The 14760-nt window shown below is 63.7% G+C and carries 12 protein-coding genes; 8 read left to right on the plus strand and 4 right to left on the minus strand.

What is annotated here, in order from left to right; all coding sequences use genetic code 11:
* The first annotated feature begins 59 nt into the window (after positions 1–59).
* Both HYH07_RS21015 and HYH07_RS21020 read left to right on the plus strand, forming a co-directional pair.
* Complete coding sequence (locus tag HYH07_RS21015; RefSeq protein ID WP_220004279.1) at positions 60–1472, plus strand: MFS transporter; 1413 nt, start codon at positions 60–62, stop codon at positions 1470–1472.
* A 140-nt stretch (positions 1473–1612) separates the two neighbouring features.
* On the plus strand, positions 1613–2797 hold the full coding sequence (locus tag HYH07_RS21020; protein ID WP_220004280.1) for a PHB depolymerase family esterase: 1185 nt from the start codon (positions 1613–1615) through the stop codon (positions 2795–2797).
* Positions 2798–2809: 12 nt separating this feature from the next.
* Here the strand turns inward: HYH07_RS21020 and HYH07_RS21025 are convergent, their stop codons facing one another.
* Positions 2810–3493 (minus strand): MBL fold metallo-hydrolase, encoded by a 684-nt coding sequence (locus HYH07_RS21025; RefSeq protein ID WP_220004281.1) that lies wholly within the window; start codon positions 3491–3493, stop codon positions 2810–2812.
* Between the two features lie 169 nt (positions 3494–3662).
* Here HYH07_RS21025 and HYH07_RS21030 point away from each other — a divergent pair, with 169 nt between their 5' ends.
* Positions 3663–5264: an alpha-amylase family glycosyl hydrolase gene (locus HYH07_RS21030; protein ID WP_220004282.1), complete on the plus strand. Its 1602-nt coding sequence runs from the start codon at positions 3663–3665 to the stop codon at positions 5262–5264.
* A 198-nt stretch (positions 5265–5462) separates the two neighbouring features.
* Here the strand turns inward: HYH07_RS21030 and HYH07_RS21035 are convergent, their stop codons facing one another.
* Positions 5463–7160, minus strand: coding sequence for an alpha-amylase family protein (locus tag HYH07_RS21035; RefSeq protein ID WP_220004283.1), 1698 nt, complete (start codon positions 7158–7160; stop codon positions 5463–5465).
* Positions 7161–7441: 281 nt separating this feature from the next.
* On the opposite strand from HYH07_RS21035, the gene HYH07_RS21040 reads away from it, so the two are divergent.
* A complete protein-coding gene (locus HYH07_RS21040) occupies positions 7442–7933 on the plus strand; it encodes an MmcB family DNA repair protein (RefSeq protein ID WP_220004284.1) in 492 nt (163 codons plus the stop codon).
* Between the two features lie 126 nt (positions 7934–8059).
* Here HYH07_RS21040 and HYH07_RS21045 read toward each other — a convergent pair whose 3' ends face one another.
* Entirely contained in the window at positions 8060–8614 is a 555-nt protein-coding gene (locus tag HYH07_RS21045) for an ActR/PrrA/RegA family redox response regulator transcription factor (protein ID WP_027531452.1), read from the minus strand.
* A 103-nt stretch (positions 8615–8717) separates the two neighbouring features.
* On the minus strand, positions 8718–10028 hold the full coding sequence (locus HYH07_RS21050) for an ActS/PrrB/RegB family redox-sensitive histidine kinase (RefSeq protein ID WP_220004285.1): 1311 nt from the start codon (positions 10026–10028) through the stop codon (positions 8718–8720).
* 214 nt (positions 10029–10242) lie between these two features.
* On the opposite strand from HYH07_RS21050, the gene HYH07_RS21055 reads away from it, so the two are divergent.
* From HYH07_RS21055 to HYH07_RS21070, 4 genes are all read left to right on the plus strand, one after another.
* The gene (locus tag HYH07_RS21055; protein WP_220004286.1) at positions 10243–11043 is read left to right on the plus strand and encodes an ABC transporter ATP-binding protein; all 801 of its coding nucleotides are present in this window, start codon (positions 10243–10245) and stop codon (positions 11041–11043) included.
* Positions 11044–11196: 153 nt separating this feature from the next.
* The gene (locus HYH07_RS21060) at positions 11197–12015 is read left to right on the plus strand and encodes an ABC transporter permease (RefSeq protein ID WP_220004287.1); all 819 of its coding nucleotides are present in this window, start codon (positions 11197–11199) and stop codon (positions 12013–12015) included.
* Positions 12016–12135: 120 nt separating this feature from the next.
* Positions 12136–13464, plus strand: a complete 1329-nt coding sequence (locus HYH07_RS21065) for a polyhydroxyalkanoate depolymerase (protein WP_220004288.1) — start codon at positions 12136–12138, stop codon at positions 13462–13464.
* Between the two features lie 333 nt (positions 13465–13797).
* Positions 13798–14637, plus strand: coding sequence for a M48 family metallopeptidase (locus HYH07_RS21070; RefSeq protein ID WP_220004289.1), 840 nt, complete (start codon positions 13798–13800; stop codon positions 14635–14637).
* Positions 14638–14760 lie beyond the last annotated feature (123 nt).

Raw genomic sequence — 14760 nt, forward strand, 5'->3', positions numbered from 1 at the left:
CCGATGACGGCGATATGCGAGCTTTGCGCGCAAATAAATCGCGGAAGGTTCGCGCGAAAATGCACCAAACCGTCACAAAGCCCATCGATTCGACCCGCCGCTGGTGGGTGCTGGCGATCGTCGTCGCCGCGCAGTTCATGTTCGGCGTCGACGCCTTCATCGTCAACGTCGCCATTCCCACCATCGCGGCCGACCTGCACGCGAGCCCGGCGCAGATCGAATCCGTCATTGCGATCTATCTGATCGCCTATGCCACGCTGGTCGTCACCGGCGGCCGGCTCGGCGACATCCACGGCACCAAGACTCTCTTCCTCGCCGGTGTGCTCGGCTTCACCGTGACCTCGCTGTGGTGCGGTTTGGCGCATTCGGGCATGGAGCTGATCATCGCCCGGCTGGCACAGGGCGCCACCGCAGCGTTGATGGTGCCGCAGGTGCTGGCGACCTTGCATCTGCTCTTCACCGACGAGTCGCGCAGCCGCGCCTTCGGCATCTATGGCATCGTGCTCGGGCTCGCGGGCGCTGCCGGCTTCTTGCTCGGCGGCCTGCTGCTCACGCTCGACCTGGCCCATACCGGCTGGCGTTCGGTGTTCTTCGTCAACGTTCCTTTCGGCCTCGTGATCGCGGCGGCTGCGTGGCGAATCATGCCGACAGTGCCGCGCCGAGCGGGCACCAGGCTCGACATCGCGGGCAGCATCGTGCTGTTCGCGGGGTTGCTGTGCCTGATCGGGCCGCTGCTGTTCGGCCACGATGTCGGCTGGGCGCCGTGGCTGTGGGCGGTAATGGGGAGCGGCGGCGCGATCCTGTTCGCATTGGTCAAGCTCGAGCACGTCGTCGCGCGTGCCGGCGGCATGCCGCTGATCGATCTGACGCTGCTGGCGGATGCCGCGTTCCTGCGCGGGCTTGGTGCTGCCCTCTTTTTCTTCGCGGCCAATCTCTCGTTCTATCTTGTCGTGACGCTGTTCATGCAGCGCGGCCTGAAGATCGCGCCGCTCGCGGCCGGCCTTACCTTTGTTCCGCTCGCGTTGGCTTTCGTCGTCGCCTCGCGCCACAGCGGCGCGCGGGCAAGGCATCGCGGCACCAGGGTTTTGATCGAAGGCTGCGCGTTGCAGATTGCAGGCCTCGCCGTGCTCGCGCTTGTCGCCGGCATGCTCGATGCGCCAACACCGGTCGCGCTCGCACTCATCATGCTCGTCTTCGGCTACGGCCAGGGCCTGGTGATGGCGCCGCTCTCGGGCGCGGTGCTCTCGACCGTCAAGCCTGTCGCGGCAGGCTCAGCGTCGGGCATGTACGGCACGACAGCGCAGATCGGAAATGCGGCCGGAGTGGCCGCGATCGGCGCGGTGTTCTTCGCAATCGAATCGTTGCAATCAGCGCGCGCAGGATTTCTCGTCTCGCTCGCGCTGTTTGTGACATTAATCATGATGTCAGCCGCATTCCTGACGTGGATGCGCCGCGCATCTGCACGAAGTTGAGGCATTGCGGTTAATACGTACGGAAATCTGCGGGAATCCGCGCGATTCCTGCGGGGTGGACAGCACACGGGCTTTTCATTTCGCACTGCAGCAACTATCTGGTCGGGTAAACGTTGAAAGCCGCCCACCAGGAATTTGCCGTGTCGCTAGCCAGAAATGTCGATCTATTGAGACGTCTGCCAAGGATGGATGGTCTGCGCCTGCCCGACTTCGGCGCAAGCGCCGATTCGTCCAGTCCGTTGCAGGAGATCACCGGCTTCGGCGACAATCCCGGCGCCTTGCGCATGTTCGCGTTTGTGCCGGCGCAACTGCAGAAGCCGCGCGCGCTGGTCGTCGTGCTGCACGGCTGCGGCCAGACGGCCGCGGCTTACGACCTCGGTGCGGGCTGGTCGACCCTCGCGCGTCACTACGGCTTTGCGCTTGTCATGCCCGAGCAGCAGCGCATCAACAACGGCAACACCTGCTTCAACTGGTTCAATCCTGATGACACCGCGCGCGACTCTGGCGAAGCGAAGTCGATCCGCGAGATGATCGCGCATATGGTGCAGACGCATCGCATCGATCCCAGGCGCATTTACATCACCGGCCTTTCCGCCGGCGGCGCCATGACCTCGGTGATGCTCGCGACCTATCCGGAAGTGTTCGCGGCCGGCGCGATCATCGCAGGACTGCCTTACGGCATCGCCTCGAACTTGCGCGAAGCGCTGGACGGCATGTTTCATTCGCCTGCGCGGCCTGAGCGCGAGCTCGGCGACTTCGTGCGGCGGGCCACCGACCATCGCGGGCCCTGGCCGAAAGTGTCGGTGTGGCACGGCAGCGCCGACCGCACCGTCAATCCCGGCAATGCCAACGAAATCGTCAAGCAGTGGCTCGATCTGCACGACCTGCCGCTGACGCCGATGGCCGAGACCAATGTCGACGGCTATCCGCGCCAGGCCTGGTGGAACGGGGACGGCGAGACGCTGGTGGAGTCCTACACCATCACCGGCATGGCCCACGGCACGCCGCTCGGCCTTGCCGACAACGACCAGCGCTACGGCCTCGAAGGCGCCTTCCTGATCGAGGCCGGCATCTCCTCGTCCTACCACATCGCAAAGTTCTTCGGCCTCACCGGCTGGATCCAGGAGGCAAAGAGGAAGGTCGAGGCGAAGCCGGTCGCTCCGGCAAAGGCAGTTCCCGTGCGCCCGCCGGCGCCGCATCTTGCCCGCACGATCCGTGTGAAGGTCGCCGAGGAGAAGGCCGCGCCGAAGCGCGAGCAGGCCAGCCGCTTCGATCTCGGCCAGATCATCACCCGCGCGCTGACGGCGGCGGGATTGATGAAGTAGCGCGTCGCGCCCTCACATCTCGCCGGTAATGAACGGATTGGTCATCCGCTCCTGGCCGATGCTCGAGCCGGCGCCGTGGCCGCAGATGAAGCCGACATCATCGCCGAGCGGCAGCAGCTTCGTCAGGATCGAGTTGATCAGCGTGGCGTGACTGCCGCCGGGAAGGTCGGTGCGGCCGACCGAGCCGGCGAACAAGACGTCGCCGACATGGGCAAAGCGCAAATCCCCGTTGAAGAACACCACGCTGCCCGGCGAATGTCCGGGGCAGTGCAGGATGTCGAAGCTCAAGGCGCCGATCGAGACGCTGTCGCCCTCGTCGAGCCAGCGGTCCGGCGCGAAATTGCGCACGCCGGTCATGCCGAAGCGCGCGCCGCTCTCGACCACGTTGTCGAGCAGGAATTTGTCCGCGACATGCGGGCCCTCGATCGGCACCTTCAGCGCATCGCGCAAGTCCGCCGCGCCGCCGACATGGTCGATATGGCCGTGGGTCAGCCAGATCTTCTCCACGGTCACGCCGGTTTGCTTGATCGCGTCCAGGATCTTCGGCACGTCCCCGCCGGGATCGATCACCACGGCCTTCTTGGAAGGCTCGTCCCAGATGATGGTGCAGTTCTGCTCGAACAGCGTTACGGGGACGATGATCGCGCCGGCCTTCGGCGCTTCAGATTTGGCTTTGGTGCCATTTTGTTCGGTCATGTCCTCACAATGCCGATTTTTGCTGCGCCGCCAAGCAAAATAGTCGTGGTCGCCAGCGGAACAGCCGCGCCTGCCGTCACACGGTCGTCCCAATTGGCGTGGCTGTTTGAACCGGAGGCGTTGCTGCCGCGTTCTCTCGCGCGAAGCAGATGACCAGGTGGGATTTCCGATGGCACAGGGCGACGAGATTTGGTGGCGCGACGGCATCTTCTATCAGATCTATCCGCGCTCCTTCCAGGACTCGGATGGTGATGGCGTCGGCGATCTCGCCGGCATCCTGCGGCGGCTGCCCTATGTCAAATCGCTCGGCGTCGATGCGATCTGGCTGTCGCCGATCTTCCCCTCGCCGATGGCCGATTTCGGCTACGACATCTCCGACTATACCGGCATCGATCCCTTGTTCGGCACCATGGCGGATTTCGATGCGCTGCTCGCCGCCGCGCACGACAATGGATTGAAGCTGATCCTCGATCTCGTCCCGAACCACACCTCCGACCAGCATCCCTGGTTCATCGAGAGCCGCTCTTCGCGCGACAATCCCAAGCGCGACTGGTACATCTGGCGCGATCCGGCACCGGATGGCGGCGTCCCGAACAACTGGCTGTCCGAATTCGGCGGCAGCGCGTGGCGTCTCGACGAGGCCACCGGCCAATATTACTACCACGCTTTTCTCGCCCAGCAGCCGGACCTCAACTGGCGCAACCCTGACGTCCGCGCGGCGATGTACGACGTGATGCGGTTCTGGCTCGAGAAAGGCGTCGACGGCTTTCGCGTCGACGTGATCTGGCACCTGATCAAGGATGCCGAGTTTCGCGACAACCCGCCAAACCCGCACTATGTCGAGGGCCGGCCGCCGAACGAAAAAATCCTGACGCAATATTCTACCGATCAGCCGGAAGTGCATGATGTAATCGCGCAGATGCGGCGCGTCACCGATGCCTATTCGGCGCGCGTCTTGATCGGCGAAATCTATCTGCCGCTGCACCGCCTGATGGCCTATTACGGCAACGACCTCACCGGCGCGCAGATGCCGTTCAATTTCGCGCTGCTCTCGACCTTCTGGAGCGCGCGCTCGATCGAGAAGATCGTCGAGGATTACGAGAAGGCGCTGCCCACAGGCGCCTGGCCGAACTGGGTGCTCGGCAATCACGATCGCCCGCGTGTCGCCAGCCGCGTCGGGCCGGAGCAGGCCCGCATCGCCGCCATGCTGCTGCTGACCCTGCGCGGCACGCCGACGCTGTATTACGGCGACGAGATCGGCATGCACCAGCTCGCGATCGCGCCGGAGGACGTGCGCGATCCCTTCGAGAAGAACGTTCCCGGCATCGGCGTCGGGCGCGACGGCTGCCGCACGCCGATGCAGTGGGATTCATCAAACTTCTCCGGCTTCTCGGACGTGAGGCCATGGCTGCCGCTGCCGGAGGATCACGTCCATGAGAACGTCGTCAATCTCGACGCGGATTCGCGCTCGATCCTGAGCCTGTACAAGCGCCTGATCGCATTGCGGAAGAATTCACCGGCCCTCGTCGCCGGCGACTACCACCCGATCGCCGCACAAGGCGACCTCCTGATCTATCGCCGCGAGGCCCAGGACAGGGCACTCATCATCGTGCTCAATCTCGGCCCTGAACCGATTGCGGTAACGACGAGCGCGATCAAGTTCGGCAGCGAGATATTGATCTCGACCTTCCTCGACCGCGAGGGCGAGAAGCTCGAAGGCGTGCTGGATCTGCGAGGAAATGAGGGCGTGGTGGTCGTGCCGCCGAGCTAGCTGCCGCTTCCTCTGGAACAGCGGGATGAGATCACCGACGGGCTCTCCCCGTCATTGCGAGGAGCTCTTGCGACGAAGCAATCCAGAGTCCCTCCGCAGAGGCAGTCTGGATTGCTTCGCGGAGCCTGTCATCGGGCCGCGCTTCGCGCGGACCCGTTGGCTCGCAATGACGGTCGTTGAGGCCGCGGTGTAAATCAGCTACCCCGGATGCTTCTTTCCCCGCATCCCCTCATCCACCTCACTCCGCTTCAGCAGATAATCCAGCCCGCCGACCCGGTACCAGCGATAGCCATAGGGCTCCAGCACGACGCGGTGCTGGCCGCGCTTGTCGGCGTGGCTGTGGTCTTCCGCGAGAAGGTTGATCAGGTGCGCGCCGGCATCGTCAGGCAGCCCGGCCGAGAATGCGATCTCGCGCGGCTTCTCGTCGAGATTGTGCACGAACAGCACGGAATTGTTGCGCCAGTCGTAGCGGATGATGAACACGGCGGGATCGCGTGTCGGGATGACCGCAAAGTCGCCCCAGCCGATCTCGGGGACCTCCTTGCGCATGCGGACGATGCGTTCGGTCCAGTTCAGCATCGAATTCGGATCGCGCCGCTGCTTGGCAACGTTGACATGCGGATAGCCGTAAGGGCCCTGATCGATCACAGGGCATGCCGGCTTGCCGGATTTGGTGAAGCCGCCTTGCGGCTCGGTCGACCATTGCATCGGTGTGCGCGCGCATTGGCGTTCGGGCAGAGAGAGATCGTCGCCCATCGCGATCTCGTCGCCGTAACGGATCACGGGCGTTCCCGGCAGCGTGCACATCAGGCTGTAGGCAAGCTCGAGCCGCCTGCGGTCGCCGCCGAGCATCGGTGCAAGCCGCCGTCTGATCCCGCGGTCGTAGAGCTGCATGTCCTTGTCGGGGCCGAAGGCCTTGAACACCGCCTCGCGCTGCGCCTTGGTCAGCCGTCCGAGGTCCAGCTCGTCATGATTGCGCAGGAACAGGCCCCATTGCGCCGAGGCCGGTCGCGGCTTCGTGGCCTTCAGCGCCTTCGCCAGCGGACGCGAGTCGCCGGACGCCAGCGCGTAGAACAGGTGCTGGTTGACATGGAAGTTGAACATCATGTGCATGCGGTCGGCGGCCTTGCCGAAATAGTCCATGTCGGTATCAGGCAGCACGTTGGCCTCGGCGAGGATGATGGCATCGCCCTCGCGCCATTGCAGGAATTCGCGGAAGGTGCGCAGCATGTCGTATTGCTCGACCGGCTTTCTCGCCTTCGCGCCCTTGGTCGCGATCACGAAGGGCACGGCGTCCATGCGAAAGCCGGAGACGCCGAGCTGGATCCAGAAGCCCATGATCTTGAGGATCTCCGCCTGCACGTGCGGATTCGACGTGTTGAGGTCAGGCTGGAAATCGTAGAAGCGATGGAAATAATACGCGCCGGCCTCCTTGTCGCGCGTCCAGGTCGATTTCTGCACGCCGGGAAACACCATGCCCTTGTTGGCGCCCGCCGGCTTCTTGTCCGACCAGACATACCAGTCGCGATAGGGTGAATTCCTGTCGCGCCGCGCCTCCTTGAACCAGTGATGCTGGTCGGAGGTGTGGTTGACGACGAGGTCGATGATGATGCGGATGCCGCGCTGCTTGCAGCCATGGGCGAACTCGACGAAATCGCCGAGCGTGCCGTAGCGGGGATCGACGCTGTAATAATCGGCGATGTCGTAGCCGTCGTCGCGGCCCGGCGAGGTCTGGAACGGCATCAGCCAGATCGTGGTGATGCCGAGGCCGTGCAGATAATCGAGCCGGCGTAACAGTCCCTTGAAATCGCCGATGCCGTCGCCATCAGCATCCATATAGGTGCCGACGGAGAGGCAATAGATGATGGCGTTCTTGTACCAGAGATCGTCGATCATGCGCGCGCAGCCTCGGTGGTCCCGCCGAGGGGTGCGGCGGCTGCGTGATAAGTACGTGAGGAAGGGGAGGTTCCGCCTCTTGTCGTCCCGGCGAAGGCCGGGACCCATACCGCGTGATCTATCGGTGCGGTTGACAGGAATACCGAGGTACGAGTCTTCGCCAAACTCCTCCCTGTGGTTAAGGGTCCCGGCCTTCGCCGGGACGACAGTGGAGAATGAGGCCGCAACTCGCCTCTATCGACCAGTGTCCGCACCTACTGGAATCGGCTACTCTCCCTACCATGGACCACCCCGCCCGCAACATCGCCCTCGTTCCGCCACCCGACCGCCGGCAGTCCGAAACCGCGATCGCGATCGCGCGCGGCACGGCGCGGCTGCTGCGCTCGCTCGGCTTTTCCTGCATCAGCGAATTGCCGTTGCCGTCGGGCCGGCGCGCCGATCTGGTGGCGCTGAACGAGCGCGGCGAGATCTGGATTGTCGAGATCAAGTCGTCGGTCGAGGATCTGCGCGCCGATCGGAAATGGCACGAATACCGCGCCCATTGCGACCGGCTGTTCTTCGCCTTCACGCAGGACCTGTCCTGCGAGATCTTTCCTGAAGATACCGGCCTGATCATCGCCGATGCCTATGGCGCGCACATGCATTGCGAAGCGCCCGAGCACAAGATCGCCGCCGCCACGCGCAAGCAGATGACCGTGCGGTTCGGCATGGCGGCGGCGTTGCGCATCAACCGCCTGGTCGATCCGCAAGGGCATGCGGATTTCTGGGAGTAGGCGGTGCCGCGAGCAACGGTGCCGTAGGGTGGGCAAAGCGATAGCGTGCCCACCAAACCTAGCGATGAACTTCGGAGAGAAGCCGTGGGCACGGCGCTACGCGCCTTTGCCCACCCTACGGCACCGTTACCTTGGCGCGCGCTTGGCCAAAATGCGCTGCAACGTCCGCCGGTGCATGTTCAGCCGCCGCGCCGTTTCCGAGACGTTGCGGTTGCACATCTCGTAGATGCGCTGGATGTGCTCCCAGCGCACGCGGTCGGCCGACATCGGGTTCGCCGGCAGCTCGGACTTGTCCGTGCTGGTCGAGAGCAGCGCGGCGACGACGTCGTCGGCGTCCGCAGGCTTCGACAGATAATCGATCGCGCCCATCTTCACCGCGGTGACGGCAGTGGCGATGTTGCCGTAGCCGGTCAGCACGATGGCGCGGGCTTCGGGCCGCTTCTTCTTCAGCGCGGAGACGACGTCGAGACCGTTGCCGTCGCCGAGCCTGAGATCGACCACGGCGAAGGCCGGTGCGGACTTGCCGATTTGCGCAAGACCATCCGAGACCGTGTCACATGACGTCACCGCAAAACCGCGTGTCTCCATGGCGCGCGACAGGCGCTCCAGGAACGGCTTGTCGTCCTCCACGATGAGAAGCGAGCGGTCGGTCTGTTCATTCAGTTCGGCGATGGCGTTCAAGGTTTTGTCCTCTCTCCTGCACATCTACATATGGCGTCGCAATCAGGCGGTGTGAAGGCCGCCATTGGTCGATCGGGCCTTATGTGCGACGCAAGGTCGCGGCCTATCCTATTGTTTCCTCTAGGCTCTCGATAGCCTCAAAACGATCGCGCGGCCACGCAATCTGGACCACCGCGCCGTGTTCCGGAAAGGTCCTGTTGGTAAACGAGACCTTGGCGCCGGTGCGTTCAAGCAAGGTGCGGGCGATGAACACGCCAAGTCCGAGGCCGCCGCCGGAATCCTGGGCGCGCCGCCGCGACAGATAGGGTTCACCGATGCGGTTCATGAGATCGGGCGGAATGCCCGGGCCGTCGTCGGAGATCACGATCTCGATCGTGTCGTTGTTCCACCACGCGTTCACTTCCACCGTCGAGTTGGCGAAGTCGACGGCGTTCTCGATGATGTTGCCGACGCCATAAAGCACCGCTGGATTGCGTGATCCGACCGGCTCGGCTGTTGCGGTCACGGCAATCCGCACCTTGATGGCGACGCCGAAATCGCGATGCGGCGCCACCACCTCCTCGATCAGCTCGGACAGCTTCATGCGGTCGAACGGCGCGCCGGTGGAGGAGAGCTGGGTGATCTTGCCCAGGATGTCGCGGCAACGCTGCGTCTGTTCGCGCAGGGTCTTCAGGTCGGCGGCGAACGCCGGGTCTTTCACCGTCTTCTCCAGCTCGCGCGAGATCAGGAAGATGGTCGCGAGCGGCGTGCCGAGCTCGTGCGCGGCGGCCGCGGCCAATCCGTCGAGCTGGGTCAGATGCTGCTCGCGCGTCAGCACCAGCTCGGTCGCGGCGAGCGCGTCCGCCAGCTTGCGCGCCTCCTCGGTCACCTGAAACGAGTAGAGGCTGGTGACGCCGATCGCGAGCACGATCGAAAGCCAGACGCCGACAAGATAGATCGGCGGCAGCACCACGGGATCTTCGGAGTCCCAGGGCAGCGGGAAATGAAAGAAGAACAGGATCGAGGCGCAGGCGACGGCCAGGATGCCGAGGCCAAAGGTCAGCCGTGCCGGCAAGGCGGTGGCCGAAATCAGGACAGGCGCGAGGAACAGAAACGAGAACGGGTTCTGCAATCCGCCGGTGAAGAACAACAGCCCGGCCAGTTCCACGATGTTGAGGGCCAGCAGTCCGGCCGCCTGGATCGGCTCCAGCCGCCGCATCGGATTGACGGCGGTCTGGAGCGCCAGATTGAGCGTGGCCGACAGGCCGATGATGCCGACGCAGGGAACGATCGGGACATCGAACTCGAGCCCCTGCGCCACGATAAAGATTGCAGCCAATTGGCCCAGCACCGCAAGCCAGCGCAGCCGCAGGATGGTGTCCAGGCGGATGTGTCGTTGCGACGGGCGGAAGTCGGAAGCGGCGGTCTCGGTCATTGCAAGTCAATCTAGCGGTGCACGTGTCCGATCACAAACAGGCGGCGGCATCGGCGCTGCGCTCCCTCTCCCGCTTGCCAAGCGGGAGAGGCGGAGCAAGCCCGCAGACAATCTCCGTACAATCCATATGCGATCACCCTGCGGTTCAAAGGGCGGAAGTCCCCGACATCAAGCCTTGCACTCCACCGCGCAATGGCGGAAGAACGCCTGCAGCATGACCGGGAATGACAACGCTTCAAGCTGGCCGACTGTCGCTGAGGGCATTTCGTCCGCGGCCATTGAGGTCGATCGTCTCGTCAAGGTCTACAAGCAGACCCGCGCGGTCGATGGCATCTCCTTTTCGCTGCCTCGCGGCAGCATCACCGGGCTGCTCGGCGGCAACGGCGCGGGCAAGACCACCACCATCGCGATGATCATGGGGCTGGTGCTGCCGACCTCCGGCCGGGTCCGTGTGCTCGGCCATCGGATGCCGGAGGAGAGCGCCGAGGTGCTGGGGCGGATGAATTTCGAAAGCCCCTATGTCGACATGCCGATGCGGCTGACGGTGCGGCAGAACCTCACCATCTTCGGCAAGCTCTATGCCGTCAGGCACCTTGCCGACCGCATCGCAAAACTGGCCGACGATCTCGATCTCACCGATTTCATCGACCGCGCCAATGGCAAGCTCTCGGCCGGGCAGAAGACCCGTGTTGCGCTGGCGAAGGCGCTGATCAACCAGCCCGAGCTGCTCTTGCTGGACGAGCCGACCGCCTCGCTCGACCCTGATACGGCCGATTGGGTGCGCAGCCATCTGGAGCGCTACCGCAAGGACAACAACGCCACCATCCTGCTGGCGTCGCACAACATGCTCGAGGTCGAGCGTCTCTGCGACCGCGTCATCATCATGAAGCGGGGCCGCATCGAGGATGACGACACCCCCGACGCCATCATGGCCCGCTACAACCGCACCACGCTGGAGGAGGTGTTTCTGGACGTCGCGCGCGGCCGGGCCAACGGCGCGAAGGAGGGGGTGTGATGAGGGAGCTCCTGTGTCTCAGCCGTCATTCCGGGGCGCGCGAAGCGCGAATCCGGAATCCATTTCCCGCGTGTGCTGCGGGCCGATGGATTCCGGGCTCGATGCTGCGCATCGCCCCGGAATGACGGGTCCTTTCAAGACTGATGAACGGCCATGACCGAGCTTTCCCTCCACCACGGCATCTCCCTCCAGCGCATCGGCGCGATGATCCTGCGCTATTGGTATCTGCTGCTGTCGTCCTGGCCGCGGCTGATCGAGCTGTTGTACTGGCCGGCGCTGCAGATCATCACTTGGGGCTTTCTTCAGCTCTACATCGCCCAGAACGCCAATTTCTTTGCGCGCGCCGGCGGCACGCTGATCGGCGCCGTCATCCTCTGGGACATCCTGTTCCGCGGCCAGCTCGGCTTTTCCATCTCCTTCCTCGAGGAGATGTGGGCCCGCAACCTCGGCAACCTCATGATGAGCCCGTTGCGGCCGATCGAGTTCCTGCTCTCGCTGATGGCCATGAGCCTGATCCGGCTCGCGATCGGCGTCATCCCGATGACGCTGCTCGCGATCGCGTTCTTTCATTTCAACGTCTACAGCCTCGGCCTGCCGCTGATCGCCTTCTTCTGCAATCTGATCTTCACCAGCTGGTCGGTCGGCATCTTTGTCTCCGGTCTGGTGCTGCGGAACGGCCTTGGCGCCGAGAGCATCGTCTGGACCTTGATGTTTGGAATCATGCCGCTCGCCTGCATCTATTATCCCGTCAGCGTGCTGCCGGGTTGGCTGCAAACCATCGCCTGGTTGCTGCCACCGACTTACGTGTTCGAGGGGATGCGCGCGCTGCTGATCGAGAACAGCTTCCGGACCGATTTGATGCTGGACGCGTTAGCCATCAATGCGGTGCTTCTGCTGGCCTCATTTGGGGCATTCCTTGCCCTTTTGCGCAGCGCCCGAAAGCATGGCTCGCTGCTCTCGGGCGGTGAATAACGTCACTTTCTCGTGGATTCAGGCTGATTTGGCTGCTCAGGCCACGTAGATGTACGGAACCATGCATTGACGCAATATTGCGCATTCGGCAGTATGCTGCGATGCGAAGAGGATTATAATATGCCTATTGGTGAGTTTGGCGGCGCGCCGCCCCTGGCGGCAGAAGGCAGCCCGGTCCTGACCACGCCGATGTACTGGATGTACGAGATGGCCCACGCCTCTCTCAATCCGGCGCGCGCAGTCACGGACGCAACCAAGCTGCTGTTTCAAAATCCGCTGAATCCCTGGGCGCGCACCGAAGTCGGCAAGTCGGTCGCCGCGGCCTGCGAACTGTTCGAGCGCACCACGCGCCGCTACGGCAAGCCGGAATGGGGCCTCAACGACACCGAGGTCAACGGCATCCGCGTCCCCGTCGAGGTCCGCTCGGTCTGGGAAAAGCCGTTCTGCAACCTGCTTTACTTCGATCGCAAATTCGCCCGCCCGTTGCGCAGCCCGCAGCCGCGCGTGCTGATCGTGGCACCGATGTCCGGCCATTACGCAACGCTGCTGCGCGGCACGGTCGAGGCCTTCCTGCCGGCGCATGAGGTCTACATCACCGATTGGGCCGATGCGCGCATGGTCCCGCTCAGCGAAGGTCGCTTCGATCTCGACGATTACATCGACTACGTCATCGAGATGCTGCATGTGCTGGGTGGCAACACCCATGTCATAGCGGTGTGCCAGCCGTCCGTGCCCGTCGTGGCCGCGGTCTCGATCATGGAAGCGCGGCGCGATCCCTTCGTGCCGACCTCAATGACGCTGATGGGCGGTCCGATCGATACGCGCCGCAATCCGACCGCCGTGAACAATCTCGCGCAGGAGCGCGGCATCGGCTGGTTCCGCAACCACGTCATCACCAAGGTGCCGTTCCCGCATCCGGGCATGATGCGCGATGTCTATCCGGGCTTCCTCCAGCTCAACGGGTTCATCAGCATGAACCTCGACCGGCACATGGATGCCCATAAGCAGCTCTTCGCCCATCTGGTGAAGGGTGACGGGGACCTCGTCGACAAGCATCGTGAGTTCTATGACGAATATCTCGCGGTGATGGACCTCTCGGCCGAATATTACCTGCAAACGGTCGACACCGTCTTCGTGAAGCACTCGCTGCCGAAGGGCGAGATGACCCATCGTGGAACGCGCGTCGATCCCTCCAAGGTGACGCGCGTCGCGTTGATGACGGTCGAGGGCGAGAACGACGACATCTCGGGTCTCGGCCAGACCGAAGCGACACACACCTTGTGCAGCTCGATCCCGGATCATCGACGCGTTCATTACGTCCAGAAGGGCGTCGGACATTACGGCGTGTTCAACGGCTCGCGCTTCAAGTCGGAAATCATGCCGCGCATCCATGATTTCATGGTCTCGGCAGCAAATCCGAGCTCGTTGAAGGCGCTTGCGGCCGAATAATGCTCCTCATGGTGAGGAGCGCGGAATGCGCGTCTCGAACCATGAAGGCCCGTATCTTGCCGGCGACTCTCCTTAGAACGCCCGCTGCGCGGGCTCCTCAGGATCAGGACGGAAACAGCTGTTTTTCGGCTTTCCCGCTGAATCTGAGGGCCTGCCAAGGGGCTCCAGGAGGCCCTGGTTCCCGCCAGAATCGAGGTATTTAGGTAGCGATCTAGGAGTGAGTCTCCCCTCACCCCTTGGGGGTGTCGCATGCGTCCAGCGGGGGCGAAAAAAGCGGGTTCCAACCCCAGTCTGTAGGGTCTCCCGGACGCCAGACCCCTGTATATTGGGCAAATGATTTGTTTTTGCGCCGAGCGCTTTCCCTGGCGGCGGTTATGGCAGAATCCGGGCGACCTCCTGCTCCCCGGACTGACAGACATGGCCACACGCGCACTCCTCTATCGGCGGCCCCACGAACCGAAGACCCTCGTCATCACCCATGGATCGCAATTCTTTGCGATTCGGCTGCGCAGGCACCGCCGAGCGCGTCGCTACACGCTTCGAATCCATCCGAGTGATCGTGAAGCCATCCTCACGATGCCGCCGCGCGGCACGCTCGCCGAAGCCAAGGACTTCGCGCAACGTCATGGTGCGTGGATCGCGGCCCGTCTCGGTCGTCTGCCGAAGGCTGCACCGTTCCAGCCTGGCACAGTGATACCGCTCCGCGGCGTTCCTCATCGCATCGTGCATCGCGCAGGCAGCCGCGGCACGGTTTGGGCGGAAATTCGCGACAGCGGTGAACGCATTCTCTGTGTTGCCGGCGGCCTCGACTATGTCGATCGCCGCGTCAGCGACTTCCTCAAGCGTGAGGCGCGCAAGGATCTGCAGCGTTCGGCGGAGATCCATGCCGCCGAGCTCGGCGTCAAGGTGAAGCGGCTCTCGATCCGCGATCAGTCCAGCCGCTGGGGCTCCTGCACCTCGGCCGGCTCGCTGTCATTCTCCTGGCGCCTGATCCTCGCTCCGCCCTATGTGCTGGACTATCTCGCCGCGCACGAAGTGGCCCATCTCGTCGAGATGAACCACTCGGCGAAGTTCTGGCGCGTCTGCGGCAAGATCTGCCCGTCCATGGAGCGCGCCAAGAAGTGGCTCGACACCTGCGGCAACGATCTGCACCGGTACGGGGTCGAGGATTAGGGCGCGCTCGTACCTCATCTGACGCTGTCATCGCCCGCCCTGTGCGCACTTGCGCACTGGAGCGGGCGATCCAGTATTCCAGAGACGCTTCTTGTTTAGCCGGGAAGCCGAGGCGTACTGGAT

This window comes from Bradyrhizobium sp. BR 10261, assembly GCF_019455395.1.
In the GTDB taxonomy this organism is placed as follows: domain Bacteria; phylum Pseudomonadota; class Alphaproteobacteria; order Rhizobiales; family Xanthobacteraceae; genus Bradyrhizobium; species Bradyrhizobium manausense.

Bases quoted from the DNA above. Each gene is read 5' to 3' on its own strand.
- HYH07_RS21015 (WP_220004279.1), top strand. From the start codon at position 60: ATGCACCAAACCGTCACAAAGCCCATCGATTCGACCCGCCGCTGGTGG.
- HYH07_RS21025 (WP_220004281.1), bottom strand. From the start codon at position 3,493: ATGACCGAACAAAATGGCACCAAAGCCAAATCTGAAGCGCCGAAGGCC.
- HYH07_RS21030 (WP_220004282.1), top strand. From the start codon at position 3,663: ATGGCACAGGGCGACGAGATTTGGTGGCGCGACGGCATCTTCTATCAG.
- HYH07_RS21035 (WP_220004283.1), bottom strand. From the start codon at position 7,160: ATGATCGACGATCTCTGGTACAAGAACGCCATCATCTATTGCCTCTCC.
- HYH07_RS21040 (WP_220004284.1), top strand. From the start codon at position 7,442: ATGGACCACCCCGCCCGCAACATCGCCCTCGTTCCGCCACCCGACCGC.
- HYH07_RS21050 (WP_220004285.1), bottom strand. From the start codon at position 10,028: ATGACCGAGACCGCCGCTTCCGACTTCCGCCCGTCGCAACGACACATC.
- HYH07_RS21055 (WP_220004286.1), top strand. From the start codon at position 10,243: ATGACCGGGAATGACAACGCTTCAAGCTGGCCGACTGTCGCTGAGGGC.
- HYH07_RS21060 (WP_220004287.1), top strand. From the start codon at position 11,197: ATGACCGAGCTTTCCCTCCACCACGGCATCTCCCTCCAGCGCATCGGC.
- HYH07_RS21065 (WP_220004288.1), top strand. From the start codon at position 12,136: ATGCCTATTGGTGAGTTTGGCGGCGCGCCGCCCCTGGCGGCAGAAGGC.
- HYH07_RS21070 (WP_220004289.1), top strand. From the start codon at position 13,798: ATGATTTGTTTTTGCGCCGAGCGCTTTCCCTGGCGGCGGTTATGGCAG.